This is a genomic window from Pseudomonas sp. BAY1663 (genome assembly GCF_000582595.1).
Classification (GTDB): Bacteria; Pseudomonadota; Gammaproteobacteria; order Pseudomonadales; family Pseudomonadaceae; genus Stutzerimonas; species Stutzerimonas stutzeri_AF.
In genome coordinates, this window is record NZ_AZSV01000035.1 from 25,762 (window position 1) to 43,040 (window position 17,279).

Genomic DNA, 17,279 nt, shown 5'->3' on the forward strand with positions numbered 1-17,279 from the left:
GCCTGCCTTCTATCTTGTAAGAATTGCCGGGGTGAGAACTGCGTCGGAACTTGCCCGGACCCCCGGAAAAAATGACGGGCTAAGATAGCACAGCGCCCACAGCGGAGAAGTGGGCCCGCTCGACAGGGAGGTGACATGAGCATTCGTGACTGGCCGGCGGCGGAACGGCCGCGGGAGAAGCTACTCGAACAGGGCGCGGCCGCGCTTTCCGACGCCGAATTGCTGGCGATATTCCTGCGCACCGGCGTGGCCGGCAAGAGTGCGGTGGATCTGGCGCGGCATCTGCTCAGCGAATTCGGCAGCCTGCGCGCACTGCTGGAAGCCGATCTCGCCGAATTCGGCGCGCACCTGGGGCTCGGCCCCGCCAAGTTCGCTCAGCTGCAGGCGGTGCTGGAGATGGCGCGGCGACACCTGGCCGAGCGCCTGCGCCGCGACTCGGCGCTGGAAAGCCCGCAGGCGGTGCGCGACTACCTCAAGGCGCGCCTGCGCCACGAGCCGCACGAACTGTTCGGCTGCCTGTTCCTCGATGCCAAGCATCGCGTGCTGGCCTTCGAGGTGCTGTTCCATGGCACCATCGACGGCGCCAGCGTCTACCCGCGGCAGGTGGTCAAGCGCGCGCTGGCGCAAAACGCGGCGGCGGTGATCCTCACCCACAATCATCCCTCCGGCGTGGCCGAACCGAGCGAGGCCGATCGCCGGCTGACCCTGCGTCTGAAGGAGGCGCTGGCGCTGATCGACGTGCGGGTGCTGGATCATTTCATCGTCGGCGAGGGGGAGCCGTTGTCGATGGCGGAGTATGGGTGGGTGTGAGGGAGATTGGCCTGGGGCCTTCGGCCTCGATCATGAAGCGGGACTTCCACCCCATATTCAATCCTGCCTATTCAAGACCAGGCTTCGCTCAGCTAGGCCAACAACGGCACCAGCAATAACGGCCCGAGCACCAGAAGCACGAAGCGCCCATTCCAGCCGAAGGCGATGCGCCATGGCGAGAGCTGCGCCTGGCGCGCCAGCATCAGTGCCGAGGGGCCGTAGGGCGAAAGCAGCATCGCCAGCGAGAAGCCGGCGAGCAGCGCCACCGCCGGCTGCATGACCGCCACGCCATGCCCGGCCAGTTGCGCCAGCAGCGCGGCGCACAGGCTCAGCGAGATGATCGGCGCGACGCCGAGCAGGGCCAGGCCGATGATGGCGAGCAGGCCGGCGCTGCCGAGGCCGAACAGCGCCAGCGGCGTGGCGCTGAAATGGGTGGCCAGGGTGTCCACCGGTACCAGCGCGGCGGTCAGTCCGCCGAGCAGCGCCGAGCAGGCGAAGATGAAGGTCTCGTTGCGCATGCCGGCGAGGGTTTCGCGCACTTCCGTGTAGACCGCGCGAGGTTTTTCGCCCTGCCGGAACAGGAGGCCGATCACCGCCAGCGGTACCAGCAGCATCGCCGCCTGGGTCGCCGACAGCCAGGTCAGCGCCGCCAGCAGGGCGATCAACAGGATACCGATCAGGCTGCCCAGCAGCAGGCCGCGGAATTCGGCCGGCGGCGCTTCGTCCGTGAGCGTGCCGGACGCGTCCATGCCGTGCAGCTGTTGCAGCCGGCGATTCTCCAGCGGCCAGCCGACCAGCAGCAGGATCGCCGCGGCGAGCAGGCCGAACGGCAGTAGCGCGGCCCAGCTCAGCCCCGGCAGTTCGCGGGTGAGGATCGCCACCGCCACGCTGGTCGGCGCCAGCAGGGGTACCAGGGCGAAACCGCGCAGGGCGGTCACCATCACCCCGCGGCTGCCCTCGCGGCGCTGGGCTTCGCTGTAGCGGTGGCGCTGCAGATGGCGATCCAGCGAGCCGCAGACCAGGTTGAGCATGCCGAAGCTGAGAATCGAGCTGATCGCGAAGGTGCTCAACAGGTAGCTCGGATAGAGGCTCGCGCGCGGCCCGGCGAGCAGCAGCCGGTGCAGTTCGCCGAGCTGGTGCAGGCGCTTGACCAGGCAGTGCATCAGCCCAGCGCGCCGATGAAGGCGCCGTAGTACGCCGCCGAGGCGAGCATCCGCTGGCCTTGCACCCAACTGGCGTCGCCGCGCAGCAGCCAGTAGCCGAGCAGACCCAGGGTGACCAGCCCGAGCCGGCGCGGATAGGGCATCAGCGAGCGCCAGTGCCAGGCGAAGAACAGCCCCAGCAGCAGCCCGCTGGCCACGCTGAGCGGTTGCAGCCGGGTCACCAGGGCCAGCAGTTCGCAGAGCAATGCCAGCGGCAGCAGGGCGGTCATGGCGTCAGGGCAGTTCGCTGCGCAACGGGCCGCGCTTGTAGACGCCCTCGCCGAAGGCGATCAGGCGCTGCTGTTCGTCGAGCAGGTCGCAGCTGGCCATGAACACCTTGTGGCCGCTGGAGCGGCAGCGGGCCACCGCGCGGATGCGGCTGCCGGCCGCGGCCGGCGCACTGAAATTGACGTTCATCGACAGCGTGGTGGCGACGCGGCGCCGCTCCGGCTGCTCGGCCCAGGTGCCGCACAGGCCCATGGCCACGTCGAGCAGCGTCGCGCTGACCCCGCCGTGCAGGTTGCTGGCATTGTTCAGGTGGCGTGGCAGCAGGAGCAGTTCGACCACCGCAAGGTCGGGCGCGTAGTCGACAAGGCGGCAGCCGAGGTCCTGGAAGAAGCCGGTGACGGTGGCTTCCACCTGGCGCAGCGTGGCGTCGGAATAATGAGTGTCGGGCATGGCTGTGTTCGCGGATGGCTTGCGCGGCAGCCTGGCAGTCTTTAGGCTTTCGGTCAATCGTGTGGAATGTCATTCCGCTGTGCGAAATAAAAATAAGAGCGATCGAGGAGGTCCGCATGTTTTCCCGTATCGGCATCATCGGCGCCGGCGCCATGGGGCGCGGCATCGCCCAGCTCTTCGCCGCCGCCGGCCAGCAGGTCTGGCTGTACGACGCGCGCCCCGAGGCCGTCGCCGAGGCGCTGGCATTCAACCGCGAGCTGCTCGAGCGCAACGTCGCCAAGGAGCGCATGACGGCCGAGCAGCTCGCCGCCACGCTCGTGCGCATGCAGCCGGCGCACGCCCTGGCCGAACTGGCGGGCTGCGACCTGCTGATCGAGGCGATCGTGGAAAACCTCGAGGCCAAGCAGGCGCTGTTCGTCGAGCTGGAAGGGCTGGTCGGCGCGGAGGCGGTGCTCGCCAGCAATACCTCGTCGCTCTCGGTGACGCGCATCGCCGCCGCCTGCCGCCGTCCGGAGCGGGTGGCGGGCTTTCATTTCTTCAACCCGGTGCCGCTGATGAAACTGGTCGAGGTGGTGCGCGGCGAACGCACCGCTGCGCAGGTGATCGAGCGGCTGGTGCGGCTCGCCGAGCAGGCCGGGCACTTCCCGGCGGTCACCCCGGATACCCCCGGCTTCCTGGTCAACCATGCCGGCCGCGCCTACGGCACCGAGGCCCTGCGCATCCTCAGCGAGGGGATCGCCAGCGCCGAGCAGATCGACCGCATCCTGCGCGACGGTCCGGGTTTTCGCATGGGGCCGTTCGAGCTGTTCGACCTGACCGGGCTGGACATTTCCCATGCGGTGATGGAGTCGGTCCACGGGCAGTTCTACCAGGACCCGCGCTACACGCCGTCCTACCAGGCGGCCCAGCGCGTCGCCGCCGGCCTGCTCGGGCGCAAGAGCGGCCAGGGCTACTACCGCTACGAAAATAGCCAGCAGATCCGCCCGGCGCCGCCGCAGCGCGAGGCGGTCGCTGTCGACCGGCCGTTCTGGCTGGACAGCCGCGACCCCGAACTGCGCGGACGTGTCGCCGCGCTTCTGCACGGAGCCGGCGCGTTGCTGGAACCGGATGCGGAGCCTTCGGCGCGGGCCATCTGCCTCCTCACCCCGCTGGGCGAGGATGCCAGCAGCATGATCGCGCGGCTGGCGTTGCCGGCGGCGCGCTGCATCGCCCTCGACCCGTTCAGCGACTTCGACAGGCGCCGCGTGCTGATGCGCCAGCCGGCCCTCGACCCGGCGCTGGAGGCACAGGCGTGCCAGGCGCTGGGGGGCGACGGCGTTCCCGTCGAAGTGATCAACGACTCGCCGGGCTTCGTCAGCCAGCGGGTGATCGCCAGCATCGTCAACCTCGGCTGTGAGATCGCGCAGAAGGGCATCGCCGAGCCGCAGACGCTGGAGCGCGCCGTCCAGCTCGCCCTCGGCTACCCGAAAGGCCCGCTGGGTTTCGCCGAGCACTACGGCGCGGCGCGGATTCTCACCATCCTGCAGGGCCTGCAGCTGTGCTACGGCGGGGAGCCGCGCTATCGGCCCAGCCCGTGGCTGCGCCGGCGCGTGCAGCTGGGGCTACCGCTGGCCACGCCCGATCGTCCCGGCGCCTGAATCGACTCCGGCGCGAGCGCCCGCCGGGACGAACGGCGCTGCCGGCGGGTCTTCAGTTTGCGGCGGGCCTGCCGCTAGCCTGTAAGGTCCCGCATGAAGGCCAGTTGCTACTAAGGAACTACTGTGTTTCGTGGCGGGGATAGGTAAAACACTCTGTCCGTTCGACAAGAACAAGAGGCCGCACATGAGCCCGCCTTTCGCCGTCAGCCCGGGATCGTCCTGTTCCAGGGGCTGCTGATCATCGGCCTGCTGCTGCTTCAGCACTGGCTGGTGCCGCCGTTGCCCGTGATGGCCTTGCTGTGGCTGGGGGCATCGCTGTGGCCTTGGTTCGTCCGCTGGCCGGCGACGAGTGACGTCGCCGCAAGCGCCGAGGGTGGCCAGCAGGCGTTCACCGACTTCAGCAAGAACCTTTCGCGCAACACCTGCCATAACGCCCTTGCCGCGGCGCAGGTGGCCTACAGCGCCGAGCAATTGGCCAGCCGCCTGCAGTCCCAGCTGCAGGCGGTGAGCGAGATCGCCGGTGGTGCCGAGGGCATCGCCGCCACCGAACAGGAAAGCGCCGAGCGGGCGCGCCAGGCGCTGGAGGCGGCCGAAGCCGTGCGCCGTCGCAGCGATGCCGGGCAGGCCGAACTGCAGCAGGCGATCGAGCGCATGCAGCAACTGAGCGCACAGACCCAGGCCAGCCGCACGCTGATCGACGGGTTGTCGCTGCGCACCGAGGAAATCCGCCAGATCACCGATGTAATCCAGTCCATCGCCAGCCAGACCAACCTGCTCGCGTTGAACGCCGCCATCGAGGCGGCGCGTGCTGGCGAGGCCGGGCGCGGCTTCGCGGTGGTCGCCGACGAGGTACGCAACCTCGCCGCGCGCACTTCCAGCGCCACCGAGGAAGTCGGGCGCATGGTCGCCGACATCCGCCAGCAGAGCGAAGCGGTGGTGAGCCACATCCAGAAACAGGCCGACGAGCTCGATGCCGCCGCCGGGCAGATCGCCACCACCGGCGAGCAGCTCAGCGGCATCGCCGGGCTGGCCGGTAACGTCGAGAGCCAGGTGGCGCAGATCAGCTCGGGGACCGCCAGCAATCACGAACGCCTCACCGGGCAGTTCGTCGCCCTCGACCAGTTGCGTGCCGACGCCCTGGGCAGCGAGCAGCAGACCCGCCAGCTCGAGCAGGCCGCCGAGCGCCTGGTGGCGCAGGCCGAGAGCGCCAGCGAGCAACTGGCCGAGGTGCAGCTCGACGACTATCACCAGTTCATCTTCGACCTCGCCCGTGAGGGTGCGGCGGCGATCGGCGCGCGCTTCGAGGCCGATATCGAGGCGGGGCGGGTCAGCCTGGACGATCTGTTCGACCGCAACTACCAGGCGCAGCCCGGGACCGATCCGCAGAAGTACCACACCCGCTTCGACCGTTACGCCGACGAGGTGCTGCCGGCGATCCAGGAACCGCTGCTGGAGAAGCACTCGGCCGTGGTCTATGCCATCGCCACCACGCCGGAGGGCTACGTGCCGACCCACAACCGCGCATTCAGCCAGCCGCCGGTGGGCGACCCGCAGATCGACCGGGTCAAGAGCCGCAGCAAGCGCCTGTTCAACGACCGTACGGGCGGCCGTTGTGGCAGCCACCAGCGCAAGGTGCTGCTGCAGACCTACAGCCGCGACACCGGCGAGCTGATGCATGACCTGTCGGTGCCGATCATGGTGCGCGGCCGGCACTGGGGCGGCCTGCGCCTGGGCTATCGGCCGGAGGCATAACCGCGCGGCCGTTGCCGACTGCGATCAGCGATCAGGGCGCCACGGCCATCCATTGCTCGCTGAGGCTGCGTGCGTGGCGGTCGACCATGATCGGGGCGAAAGGGCGGCCCGAGGCCGTGGTGAAGTTGTTGCTGCCGCTGTTCATGTCCTCCAGGGCCACCTTGAGGAAGCCCCAGCGGGTCTTCAGCCTCGCCAGCGCCGGATCGCGTTTGCCGTCCAGCGCCGCCATCTGGGCATCGATGGCCGGCACGAGCTGGCGCTCGTCCTGCCCCAGGTAGGTGTCCGGTTGCTCGCGGGCGATCTCGAAGGAGCCGATGTAGGCGCGGCTGAGGTATTGCACCGCCAGGTACTCGACCTTCGCCGGCAGCTCGGCCTGCGCGCCGGCACTGGCCTGCTGGGCGCGCACCTCGGTGAGGAAGTCGCGCAGCGCCTTGCTCATCTGCAGCGGCCAGCCCCAGGGCATGTCGTCTTCTGTGCGGCCGAAGCCGGCGCCTTCGCGCAGCCGCTCCTGCAATTGCCGATGGCTTTCGCGCAGTGCCGTGGTCGGAGCGGGAATGCCCTGCAATGCGGCGTCCAATGCGAGGAGGTCGTTTTCCAGGCGCAGCAGATGGGCCTTCTGAAACCTTCGCCGCGGTAGAGCAGGAGGCTGCTGGTGGCGCGGTTGGCATGGATCTGCAGGCTTTCCAGGGGCGTCAACGGTTGGCCCTGGGCCGTCTCCACCAGACCGGGAAGCAGGCCGAGAAGCAGGAACAGCAGCCAGAAGCGGGTATGACGATGCATAGTCGTGCTCCTTTGTTGTTTTTATAGAAGCGGTGCGGCAGCCCGTGGCCATAGACCCTAGCGGACTCGTGGCCAAGTGGTATCACCCCAAGGAGTGATTTCGCCCCATGGGGCCGATTGGCGGCCAGGCTTGGCCGAAGTGTCCGCTTGACTAACCGAACAGCCCCTAGAGCATGTGCTCCAGGCCGATCACGTCGGCTATCCAGGCATTGAAGCGGCGCCAGAGCCCGCCCGGCTCCTTGTCCAGGGTGCGCAACTGGCCGTTGTCTTCGGCGATCCAGACCATGCGCGGGCTGCCATCGCGTTCTTCCAGGCGCACCTCGTAGCTGATCGCTGGCGCCATGCCTTCCAGGGTCAGGCGCTGGACTTCCCGGGCGAGCGCCGGGCTTTCCACCAGGATGCCCACCTCGCTGTTCCACAGCACCGAGCGGGGGTCGAGGTTGAGCGAGCCGATGAAGACCTTCTCCTGGTCGAACACCGCGGCCTTGCTGTGCAGGCTCGATTCCGACTCGCCGAAGAAGCTGTAGGAGGTCTGCTCCTCGGGTTGCCGGCGCAGTTCGAACAGGCGCGTGCCCAGCGCGAGCAGCCGCTGTCGGTAGGGCGCGTAGCCGCCATGCACGGCGGGCACGTCGGTGGCTTCCAGGGAGTTGGTGAGCACGCGGATGGTCACGCCGGCATCGGCGCGCCCGGCGAGGTATTCGACGCCGCTGTCGGTGGGGATGAAATAGGCCGAGACCAGCGTCAGTTCGCGGCGCACCTGCTGCATGGTCGGCGCCAGCTGGGTGGTCAGCAGCAGCGCCGGTGCCGGCGTGCCGTCGGCGAGCAGTTTTTCCGGGGCATCCCACAGCGCTTCGCCCGCGGCCCAGGTCAATTGCTCCAGCCACTGCTGCAACTGCGAGTGCTGCCGGTAGGCGAGCAACCGTCGGTACTGCTCGCCATTCTCACGCTGGGCCCGGGCCAGGTACTCCTGCAGCTGCTGGCGCGCCTTGCCCAGGTCGGCCTGCTGCGGCTTGCGCCAGAGGAAATGCTGAATGGGAACGCTCAGCTGGTTGTTCCAGTACTGGTCGAAGCTCTGCGCGAGCTGTTCGGCTACGGGCCCCGCGCCGAGCAGATCGATATCGGTGAAATTGAATTTCTGGTTGGCGTCGAAATACTCATCGCCCAGGTTGCGGCCGCCGACGATGGCCAGGCTGCTATCGACCAGCATCAATTTGTTGTGCATGCGCCGATGCTGCAGCGAGAGGTGCAACAGCCGTCCCATCGCCCGGGTGATGCCGGTGCTGCGGCCGAGATGCAGGGGATTGAAGACGCGAATCTGGATGTTCGGGTGGGCGGCCAGCGTGGCGATGCGGTAGTCCTGGCCGTCGCTGGTGGTGTCGTCCAGCAGCAGGCGTACGCGCACGCCGCGATCGGCGGCCTGCAGCAGCTCGTCCACCAGGACGCGGGTGGTCAGGCCGTCGTGCACGATGTAGTACTGGATATCCAGGCTGAGCCGGGCGGCACGGATCATCTCGGCGCGGGCGGCGAACGCCTCGGTGCTCTCCGGCAGCAGCCGGAAGCCCGAATGGCCGGCGGGTTGCGCGGCGGCGAGTTGCTGCACCTGGCGCCCCAGGGGCGATTCGGCCGGCGCCACCGAGAACGATTCGCTCGGTGTCGGTTGGCTGGCACAACCCGCGAGTGCCAGGATCAGCAGGGGCAGCAGATAAGCGCGCAAGGTCACTCCGGTACGCGTCTGGTTACCTGAACTTGGACGCTGCGCTTGGCTTGGAATTCAGAATCGGTCCTTGAGCCGGTACCACAGCATACCCAGCGCCAGCAGCGGCGAGCGCAGCGCGCGGCCGCCGGGGAAAGTCGGGTGCGGGACCTGGGCGAACAGCTCGAAACGGCCGCCGTGCTGCCCGGCGATGGCCTCGGCGAGCAGTCGGCCGGCCAGGTGAGTGGCGTTCAGGCCGTGGCCGGAATAGGCCTGGGCGTAGAACACGTTGGGCTGCTCCGGCAGCCGGCCGATCTGCGGCAGGCGGTTGGCGCCGATGCCGATCATGCCGCCCCACTGGTAGTCGATGCCGATGCCGATCAGCTGTGGGAACACCTGAAGCATCTTCGGTTGCATGTAGGCGGCGATGTCCTTCGGATCGCGCCCCGAGTAGTGGCAGGCGCCGCCGAACAGCAGCCGGCCATCGGCCGAGAGACGGAAGTAATCGAGCGCCACGCGCTGGTCGCAGACCGCCATGTTCTGCGGCAGCAGCTCCTTGCACAGCGGTTCGGGCAGGCGCTCGGTGGCGATGATGTAGCTGCCCGCCGGCAGTATCTTGCCGGCCAGCTGCGGCTGCAGGTCGTTCAGGTAGGCGTTGCAGGCCAGCACCAGGTTGTCGGCCCGCACCACGCCTTGCGCGGTGTGTACCCGCAAGTGTGGCCCGTAGTCGATGCGCTCGACGCTGGACTGCTCGTACAGCCGCACGCCCAGCGCCTGCGCGGCGGCCGCCTCGCCGAGCGCCAGATTCAGCGGATGCAGGTGCCCCGAACCCATGTCGACCAGGCCGCCGAGGTAGCGCTGCGAGCCGACCACCGAACCGATGTTCGGCCGCGAGATGCGCTGCAGCGGATGCGGATAGCCGAGGCGCAGCAGGTCGGCGTATTCCTCGTCGAAGCCCTTCAGATGGCGCGGCTTGGTCGCCAGGTCGCAGTAGCCCCAGGTCAGGTCGCAATCGATCGCATGCCGTTCGATGCGCTGGCGGACGATGTCGACGGCCTCGAAGCCCATGCGCTTGAGTTCGTCCACGCCCTCCTCGCCGAGGATCGGCGCGAACTGCTCGACATCGTGGCCGACGCCGCGGATCAACTGCCCGCCGTTGCGTCCGCTGGCGCCCCAGCCGATGCGCCGGGCCTCCAGCAGGATCACCGAGAGCCCGCGCTCGGCGAGTTCGATGGCGGTGTTCAGGCCGGAGAAGCCGCCGCCGACGATACAGACATCGGCCTGCTGCTCGTCCTGCAGAGGTGGGAACTGGAGCTCGCGATTGACGCTGGCGGCATAGTAGGAAGGGACATGAACGCCGGCGTTCGGCGCGGATGTACGGCTATTCATCGAAGAGTCATTGGCTATAGGCATGTGCCTAGGGTAGACCGGAGCGGCACCGCCGGGCAAAGGCCAGCCTGACCGACGGCGGCGCCCGGTGGGCGTCGACGGTCGCATGGCCGGGGTGCGCAATGCTCTACTCCGGTACCGGCAGGTCCAGCGACTCCTTGAGTTCTTCCATCACGATGTAGCTCTTCGATTCGCGCACGTGCGGCAGCTTCAGGAGAATGTCGCCCAATAATTTGCGGTAGGAGGCCATCTCGGAGATGCGCGCCTTGACCAGGTAGTCGAAGTCGCCGGAGACCAGGTGGCACTCCAGCACATGCGGCAGCTTGAGTACCGCGCGGCGGAACTCCTCGAAGATGTCGCCGGACTTGTAGGCCAGGCTGATCTCGACGAAGACCAGCAGGCCGGCCTTGAGATGCTGCGGGTTCAGGCGGGCCGAGTAGCCCATGATGATGCCCTCGCGCTCCAGCCGACGCACGCGCTCGGTACAGGGGGTGGTGGACAATCCGACGCGCTCGCCCAGCTCGGTGAACGGCAGGCGCCCTTCGGCCTGCAGGATGCGCAGGATCTGGCGGTCGATCTTGTCCAGCTCACGACGAGTCTGGTGCTTGGTTCTCATGGGGAAATACCCTCCATAAAAAGCCAGGATGGCGTTAATAAACGGCAAATTTAGCTTTTTATATAGTGAATATCACTGCTCAGGCCTTTTTATACTGCCCTCAATAGTGATCCGTGAAAGCCCGGTCGAAACGGGCGGGAGGGCATGTCATGCGTGTACTGGTACTGGGTAGCGGTGTGGTCGGTACGGCCAGCGCCTACTATCTGGCCCGGGCCGGGTTCGAGGTGGTGGTGGTCGACCGCCAGCCGGCGGTGGCCATGGAAACCAGCTTCGCCAACGCCGGCCAGGTTTCGCCCGGCTATGCCTCGCCATGGGCCGCGCCGGGGGTGCCGCTGAAAGCGATCAAATGGCTGCTGCAGCGCCACGCGCCGCTGGCGATCAAGCTCACCGGGGACGTCGAGCAGTACCTGTGGATGGCGCAGATGCTGCGCAACTGTACCGCCGCGCGCTATGCGGTGAACAAGGAGCGCATGGTGCGGCTGTCCGAATACAGCCGCGACTGCCTCGACGAGTTGCGCGCCGAGACCGGCATCGCCTACGAGGGGCGCCAGCTCGGCACCACCCAGCTGTTCCGTACCCAGGCGCAGCTCGACGCCGCGGCCAAGGACATCGCCGTGCTGGAGCGCTCCGGCGTGCCCTACGAATTGCTCGACCGCGCCGGCATCGCCCGCGCCGAGCCGGCGCTGGCCAAGGTGGCGGACAAGCTCAGCGGCGCCCTGCGCCTGCCCAACGACCAGACCGGCGACTGCCAGATGTTCACCACGCGCCTGGCCGAGATGGCCCGCGAGCTGGGCGTCGAGTTCCGCTTCGAGCAGAACATCCAGCGCCTCGAGTACGCCGGCGACCGACTCGCGGGCGTGTGGATCGACGGCACGCTGGAAACCGCCGACCGCTACGTGCTGGCGCTGGGCAGCTACAGCGCGCAGATGCTCAAGCCGCTGGGCATTCGCGCGCCGGTGTATCCGCTCAAGGGCTATTCGCTGACGGTGCCGATCAGCGACCCGGCGATGGCGCCGCAGTCGACCGTGCTCGACGAAACCTACAAGGTGGCCATCACCCGTTTCGACCAGCGCATCCGCGTCGGCGGCATGGCCGAGATCGCCGGGCACGACCTGTCGCTCAATCCGCGCCGCCGCGAAACGCTGGAGATGGTCGTCAGCGATCTCTTCCCGCTGGGCGGCGACCCGGCCGAGGCGGTATTCTGGACCGGCCTGCGACCGGCGACGCCGGACGGCACGCCGATCATCGGCGCAACACCCTATCGCAACCTGTTCCTCAATACCGGTCATGGCACGTTGGGCTGGACCATGGCCTGCGGTTCCGGCCGGGTACTCGCCGATCTGCTGGCATCCAAGCGGCCGCAGATCAGCACCGAGGGGCTGGACATCTTCCGCTACGGCAAGCACAAGGAGACCCGCAAGCATGCCCATCCGGCGCCTGCACACTGAAACCCGCTACAGCGAGGCGGTCATCCACAACGGCGCGGTGTATCTCTCCGGGCAACTGGCCGACGACCTCGACGGCGATATCCGCCAGCAGACCCGCGAGACGCTGGCCAGCATCGAGCGCCTGCTGGAGGAGGCCGGCACCAGCAAGGCGCGGCTGCTCTCGGCGACCATCCACCTCAAGGACATCGCCGGCGACTATGCCGGGATGAACGAGATCTGGGATGCCTGGCTCGCCCCGGGCACCGCGCCGGCGCGCACCACGGTGCAGGCCTTGATGTACGCGCCGCAGGTGCGGGTGGAGATCACCGTGGTCGCCGCCATGCCCGATCTGGCCGGACCGGTGCTCTAGCTCCAATCCCACGTAGGGTGGACAACGGCGCAGCCTTGTCCACCGTGGTGGATAAGCCGCAAGCGGCGTTATCCACCCTACGCCGCCGCGCCCGAGATATCGCGCCGGCGTGTTGTAAATTCTGAACGCCATTGCCATCATAAGCGCCCTCATCGCATCGCTCTTGAAAGGGGGCTCCCGTATTGGACGTCGGCGTTCGACTGCAAACCATCCGCAAGCTCAAGGGCTTGTCCCAGCGCGAACTGGCCAAGCGCGCAGGCGTCACCAACAGCACCATTTCCATGATCGAGAAGAACAGCGTCAGCCCGTCGATCAGCTCGCTGAAGAAGGTGCTGGGCGGCATTCCCATGTCGCTGGTGGAGTTCTTCTCGCCGGATTTCGAGCAGGACGGCGACACCCAGGTGGTCTACAAGGCCGGTGAGCTGATCGATATCTCCGACGGTGCGGTGAGCATGAAGCTGGTGGGCAAGGCGCATCCGAGCCGGGCCATCGCCTTTCTCGACGAGACCTATCCGCCGGGCACCGACACCGGCGAGGAGATGCTCGCGCACCAGGGCGAGGAGGCCGGCATGCTGGTGGCCGGGCGCCTGGAGCTGACCGTGAACGGCCAGATCTACGTGCTGGAAACCGGCGACAGCTATTACTTCGAAAGCAGCAAGCCGCATCGCTTCCGCAATCCGTTCGATGAGCCGGCCAGGCTGATCAGCGCAACGACGCCGGCGAATTTCTGAGCAGTGATATCCGCAGCGCCAGGTTGGGCACGACGAGACCAGTGCCTTCGGGCTGGTATCTGTTGGGCTTCGCGCCGCTCAGCGCCACCCTACGGGGCGCCCGCTCATCGAGGGCTGGGCGGCATCCCAACTGCCCCATAAGCAAAGGTCGCGCACGCTGGAATGCGACACAGGGTCGCTGCTGGCGCTTGGGCCGAAGCCGGTTGTTTCGGCGAGCAAGGCTTGCCGCTATACTACCGCCCGCCTGCGTAACCGTGGCCGCGGGCGTGTCTAGCCACAATGAGGGTGTAAGGTGAACCTGATTAAGAAGATCCTGGTAGCACAGACTGCCGTAGTGGCCCTGTGGGCAATGAGCGCTCAGGCTGCGACCGACGAAGCCATCGCCGAGCGTCTGAAGCCGGTGGGTGAAGTATGTATTCAAGGTGAAGAGTGCGCAGCGGCGGGTGCCGGCGCTGCCGCTGCCGCGGGCGGCGCTGCCCGCAGCGGCGAAGAGATCTATGGCAAGTTCTGCACCGCCTGCCATGGTTCCGGCCTGCTCAATTCGCCGAAGACCGGCGATTCCGCAGCCTGGTCCGCCCGTGCCGACGCGGCCGGCGGCCTGGATGGCCTGCTCAAGCATGCCATCAGCGGCATCAACGCCATGCCGCCGAAGGGTACCTGCGGCGACTGCTCGGACGACGAGCTGAAGGCTGCGATCCAGCACATGTCCGGTCTCTGATCGCACACGAGCGTCACCTGCAAAGCCGCCTTCGGGCGGCTTTGTCGTATCTGCGCGGAGCAAAGCCGCGACGGGCCGGGTCGAATGTTGCGGATTCTGTTTCCACGCGACATTCCGCGTGGTCATCGCAGGCAGAGAGGTTGTCATGCCCGGTTCCGCGCCGCATCCCGAACAGCTGCGTTTCGCCAGTGACGGACGCACGCCCAACAGTCCGCATCCGCTGCTGATCTATCGCCAGTTGCCGCTGGCCGATGGCGATCTGGCCGTCGCCTTCGAGCGCCTGTTCGACAGCCATCTGTGGCCGGCTGCCTGGCGCGGGTCGATCTACGATTACCAGCACTATCACTCCACCGCGCACGAGGTGCTCGGTGTGTGCCGTGGCTGGGCGCGGGTGATGCTGGGTGGCGAGCGGGGGCGCGAAGTCGAGCTGCGCGCCGGCGATGCGCTGGTGCTGCCGGCCGGCACCGGCCATTGCTGCATGCAGGCGAGCGCGGATTTCCAGGTCGTCGCGGGGTACCCGGCGGGCCAGCACTACGACCTGCTGCGCCCCGATGAGGCTGGCCACGATGCCGCACGTGAGCGCATCGCGCAGGTCGGTGTGCCGATCAGCGATCCGCTGGCCGGCACCCAAGGCGCGCTGGTGCGGCTATGGCGCGAGGCGTCGCTCAGTCGATGAACTGCACCTGGCCGTCGGCCAGCGACTGCACCCGGGCCAGCGACTCGACCCGGAAACCGGCTTCTTCCAGCTCCCGGCGGCCATTCTGGAAGGACTTCTCGATGACGATGCCGAGCCCGGCGATGCTCGCGCCGGCCTGCTGGATGATCGAGATCAGGCCTTTGGCGGCTTTGCCGTTGGCCAGGAAGTCGTCGATGATCAGCACCCGGTCATTGGCCGAGAGGTGGTTGGTGGAGATCGCGATGGTGCTTTCCACCTGCTTGGTGAAGGAATACACCGAGGCGGTCAGCAGGTGGTCGGTGAGCGTCAGCGACTGATGCTTGCGGGCGAAGATCACCGGTACGCCCAGCTCCAGCCCGGCCATCACCGCCGGGGCGATGCCCGAGGCCTCGATGGTGACGATCTTGGTGATGCCGTCTTCGCGGAAGAGGCGGGCGAACTCCTGGCCGATGGCCTGCATCAGGGCGGGGTCGATCTGGTGGTTGAGGAATGCGTCGACCTTGAGTACACGGTCGGAAAGTACGATGCCTTGCTGGCGGATTTTCTGTTTCAGCTGTTCCACGAACACGCTACCTCAAGCGGACTCCAGGGCCAGGCCGCCAGCGGGCACGGCAAGCGACCGCCCTGGGGCCGGGCTCGCGCGCCTCGTCACCGGTGCCATCCGCTCGCTGGCGCTCGCGCGCAGCCTGGAAAGCCGCGCATTCTCGCTCAAATCGCGTATCGCGTGCAAAACCGGCAACTGCGCCGGAGCCGGTGGTCGACGGGCGGTGAGCCGGCGCTCAGCCGAACAGCTGCTGCTTGCGCCGCAGCCAGCGATAGCCGTAGCCGCCCAGGCGCAGGTGCAGCGGATGCCCGCGGGGTTGTTCGTAGTCGCTGTCGGCGAGCACGTCGACCATGTTCTGCAGGTCTTCGTCATCGATCTCCACGGTCACTTCTTCGGGCGACAGGTTGACCAGCATCAGCACGGTGGAGCCGGCGTCGTGGCGGACGGCAAACACCGACGGCGGGCCGACCTGCACCGGGGTGTGCCGGCCCTGGCCGATCTCCCGCAGGCCGATGCGGGTGCGGATCATGTTGCCGGTGCGAGCCAGCAGCGAATCGCCGCGCAGGGTCTGCGCATAGACGTTGAGCCGTTCGTAGCTGAACGGCCCTTGGTCGATCAGCGGTGCGGCCAACTGCTCGGCTTCGGCGCAGGAAAAGCCGGCGTTGGGCTCGTTGGACCATTGCATCGGTGTGCGCACCGCCAGGCGTTCAGGCCGTGACAGGTCGTCGCCCATGCCGATCTCCTCGCCATAGCGGATGATCGGTGTGCCGGGCAGGGCGAACAGCAGGGCATGGGCCATGGCCAGGCGCCGCTCGTCGCCGTCGAGCATCGGCGCCAGGCGCCGACGGATGCCGCGGCCATAGGCGCGCATGTCCGGATCGGGGGCGAAGGCCTGCATCACTTCCTCGCGCTCCGCCTCGGTGAGCCGTTCCAGGTCCAGCTCGTCGTGGTTGCGCAGCCAGATGGCGTACTGCGAACGTTCCGGCGGCTCCGGCTGGCGGCTCAGGGCGTCCATCAGCGGTTGCGCGTCGTTGCGCGCGAGGGCGAGGAAGAAATGGTTGTTGGCCCAGAAGTTCAGCAGCAGGGTCAGCCGGTCACCCTCGCCGAAGTAGTCGCGGTACTCCTGCGGCTCGACGTCTACCTCGCCCAGCAGTACGGTTTCCGGCCGGCGCAGGGTGACGAAGTCGCGCATGTGCTCCAGCAGCCAGTGGCCCTTGGCGCTGTCGCCGGCGCCGGCCTGCTCGATCAGGTGCGAGGCGGCGTCGACGCGAAAACCCGAGACACCGAGGCGCAGCCAGAAGGCCATGATCCGCTCGATCTCCTCCACTACCCGCGGGTTGGCCAGGTTGAGGTCCGGCTCGTGGCTGTAGAACAGGTGCCGGTAGTACTGCCCGGCCTTCTCGTCCCAGGTCCAGACGCTGTCCTCGATGGTGGGGAAGATCGACTCGATGCTGTCGTCCGGCTCGTCCGCCCACAGGTAGTAGTCGCGGTACGGTGAGTGGCGGTCGCTGCGCGCCTGCTGGAACCAGCGGTGCTCGCGCGAGGTGTGCTGCACCACCAGCTCGATGATCACATGCAGGCCGAGTTCCTCGGCCTTCTCCAGCAGGCTGACCACGTCGGCCAGGTCGCCGAAGCGCGGGTCGACCTGCAGGTGGTCGCTGACATCGTAGCCGGCATCGCGGAACGGCGAGCGATAGAAGGGCATCAGCCAGACCGCGGTGGCGCCGAGGCCGCGCACGTAGTCGAGGCGTTCGGTGACGCCGGGCAGGTCGCCGCAGCCGTCGGCGTTGCTGTCGCGAAACAGCGAGGGGTCGATCTGATAGATCACCGCGTTGCGATACCAGAGTGGGCGCATCTTCAGGTTTCCTTCGGGCAGAGGAGCACGGCCTGGCCGGGAGCCAGTTCGCCGGAATAGGGCCGGCCTTCGCCCTGGCCGTCGCTGGCGACCTGGAGCTGCCAGGCGCCGTTGAGCGGACAGGCATGGGCCTGCTCGGCGAAATTGATGCAGACGATGCGGCAGTCGTCGCCCAGCTCGCGGCGATAGGCGAGCACTTCCGGATGCGACGGCAGCTCTTCCCAGCGCCCGTGACGCAGGGCCGGGCTGGCCTTGCGCGCAGCGATCAGTCGGCGATAGAGGGCGAAGGTGGAGTCGGCGGTGCGGTACTGGCGTTCGACGGCCAGCGCCTCGGCATCGGGCGCGAACGGCAGCCAGGGCGCGGCGCCCCAGCCATGCGGGCGGTTCGGCGAGCCAGGGCA

14 protein-coding genes and 3 pseudogenes are annotated in these 17,279 nt (G+C 67.7%); 8 read left to right on the plus strand and 9 right to left on the minus strand.

All coding sequences use genetic code 11. From position 1 onward, the window contains the following. Positions 1 to 135: 135 nt before the first annotated feature. The gene (gene radC, locus BAY1663_RS11895; RefSeq protein ID WP_037040996.1) at positions 136 to 810 is read left to right on the plus strand and encodes a DNA repair protein RadC; all 675 of its coding nucleotides are present in this window, start codon (positions 136 to 138) and stop codon (positions 808 to 810) included. 92 nt (positions 811 to 902) lie between these two features. Here radC and BAY1663_RS11900 read toward each other — a convergent pair. Together BAY1663_RS11900 and BAY1663_RS11905 are read right to left on the minus strand one after the other, a co-directional pair. Next, a pseudogene (locus BAY1663_RS11900) lies at positions 903 to 2,242 on the minus strand (hypothetical protein). A 4-nt stretch (positions 2,243 to 2,246) separates the two neighbouring features. Next, positions 2,247 to 2,690: a PaaI family thioesterase gene (locus BAY1663_RS11905; RefSeq protein ID WP_037040998.1), complete on the minus strand. Its 444-nt coding sequence runs from the start codon at positions 2,688 to 2,690 to the stop codon at positions 2,247 to 2,249. A 116-nt stretch (positions 2,691 to 2,806) separates the two neighbouring features. Between BAY1663_RS11905 and BAY1663_RS11910 the strand changes: the two genes are divergently transcribed. After that, a complete protein-coding gene (locus BAY1663_RS11910; protein ID WP_037041000.1) occupies positions 2,807 to 4,327 on the plus strand; it encodes a 3-hydroxyacyl-CoA dehydrogenase in 1,521 nt (506 codons plus the stop codon). Positions 4,328 to 4,615: 288 nt separating this feature from the next. Continuing rightward, entirely contained in the window at positions 4,616 to 6,079 is a 1,464-nt protein-coding gene (locus BAY1663_RS11915; protein WP_256046195.1) for a methyl-accepting chemotaxis protein, read from the plus strand. Positions 6,080 to 6,110: 31 nt separating this feature from the next. Here the strand turns inward: BAY1663_RS11915 and BAY1663_RS11920 are convergent. The 4 genes and pseudogenes from BAY1663_RS11920 to BAY1663_RS11935 form a co-directional block, all read right to left on the minus strand. Beyond that, a pseudogene (locus BAY1663_RS11920) lies at positions 6,111 to 6,859 on the minus strand (hypothetical protein). A gap of 166 nt (positions 6,860 to 7,025) precedes the next feature. Continuing rightward, entirely contained in the window at positions 7,026 to 8,573 is a 1,548-nt protein-coding gene (locus tag BAY1663_RS11925) for a phospholipase D family protein (RefSeq protein ID WP_037041006.1), read from the minus strand. 57 nt (positions 8,574 to 8,630) lie between these two features. Further along, positions 8,631 to 9,941, minus strand: coding sequence for an FAD-binding oxidoreductase (locus tag BAY1663_RS11930; protein ID WP_037041009.1), 1,311 nt, complete (start codon positions 9,939 to 9,941; stop codon positions 8,631 to 8,633). A 127-nt stretch (positions 9,942 to 10,068) separates the two neighbouring features. Continuing rightward, entirely contained in the window at positions 10,069 to 10,557 is a 489-nt protein-coding gene (locus tag BAY1663_RS11935; protein ID WP_037041011.1) for an Lrp/AsnC ligand binding domain-containing protein, read from the minus strand. 149 nt (positions 10,558 to 10,706) lie between these two features. On the opposite strand from BAY1663_RS11935, the gene dadA reads away from it, so the two are divergent. From dadA to BAY1663_RS11960, 5 genes are all read left to right on the plus strand, one after another. Next, positions 10,707 to 12,005 carry a D-amino acid dehydrogenase gene (gene dadA / locus BAY1663_RS11940; RefSeq protein ID WP_037041012.1) on the plus strand — a complete coding sequence of 433 codons (1,299 nt, stop codon included), beginning with the start codon at positions 10,707 to 10,709 and terminating at the stop codon, positions 12,003 to 12,005. After that, positions 11,980 to 12,354 (plus strand): RidA family protein, encoded by a 375-nt coding sequence (locus tag BAY1663_RS11945; RefSeq protein ID WP_037041015.1) that lies wholly within the window; start codon positions 11,980 to 11,982, stop codon positions 12,352 to 12,354. The genes dadA and BAY1663_RS11945 overlap by 26 nt, the downstream gene beginning before the upstream one ends. A 182-nt stretch (positions 12,355 to 12,536) precedes the next feature. Next, positions 12,537 to 13,085, plus strand: a complete 549-nt coding sequence (locus BAY1663_RS11950; protein WP_037041019.1) for a cupin domain-containing protein — start codon at positions 12,537 to 12,539, stop codon at positions 13,083 to 13,085. A gap of 292 nt (positions 13,086 to 13,377) precedes the next feature. Beyond that, positions 13,378 to 13,803, plus strand: a complete 426-nt coding sequence (locus BAY1663_RS11955) for a cytochrome c5 family protein (RefSeq protein WP_037041022.1) — start codon at positions 13,378 to 13,380, stop codon at positions 13,801 to 13,803. Positions 13,804 to 13,948: 145 nt separating this feature from the next. After that, positions 13,949 to 14,479, plus strand: coding sequence for a cupin domain-containing protein (locus BAY1663_RS11960; protein WP_037041024.1), 531 nt, complete (start codon positions 13,949 to 13,951; stop codon positions 14,477 to 14,479). Here the strand turns inward: BAY1663_RS11960 and BAY1663_RS11965 are convergent. The 3 genes and pseudogenes from BAY1663_RS11965 to BAY1663_RS11975 form a co-directional block, all read right to left on the minus strand. Beyond that, positions 14,469 to 15,041, minus strand: coding sequence for a xanthine phosphoribosyltransferase (locus BAY1663_RS11965; protein ID WP_037041040.1), 573 nt, complete (start codon positions 15,039 to 15,041; stop codon positions 14,469 to 14,471). The genes BAY1663_RS11960 and BAY1663_RS11965 overlap by 11 nt on opposite strands. A gap of 217 nt (positions 15,042 to 15,258) precedes the next feature. Then, complete coding sequence (locus BAY1663_RS11970; protein WP_037041027.1) at positions 15,259 to 16,878, minus strand: alpha-amylase family protein; 1,620 nt, start codon at positions 16,876 to 16,878, stop codon at positions 15,259 to 15,261. 2 nt (positions 16,879 to 16,880) lie between these two features. Beyond that, positions 16,881 to 17,279, minus strand: a pseudogene (locus tag BAY1663_RS11975) (DUF3459 domain-containing protein); the annotation flags it as partial.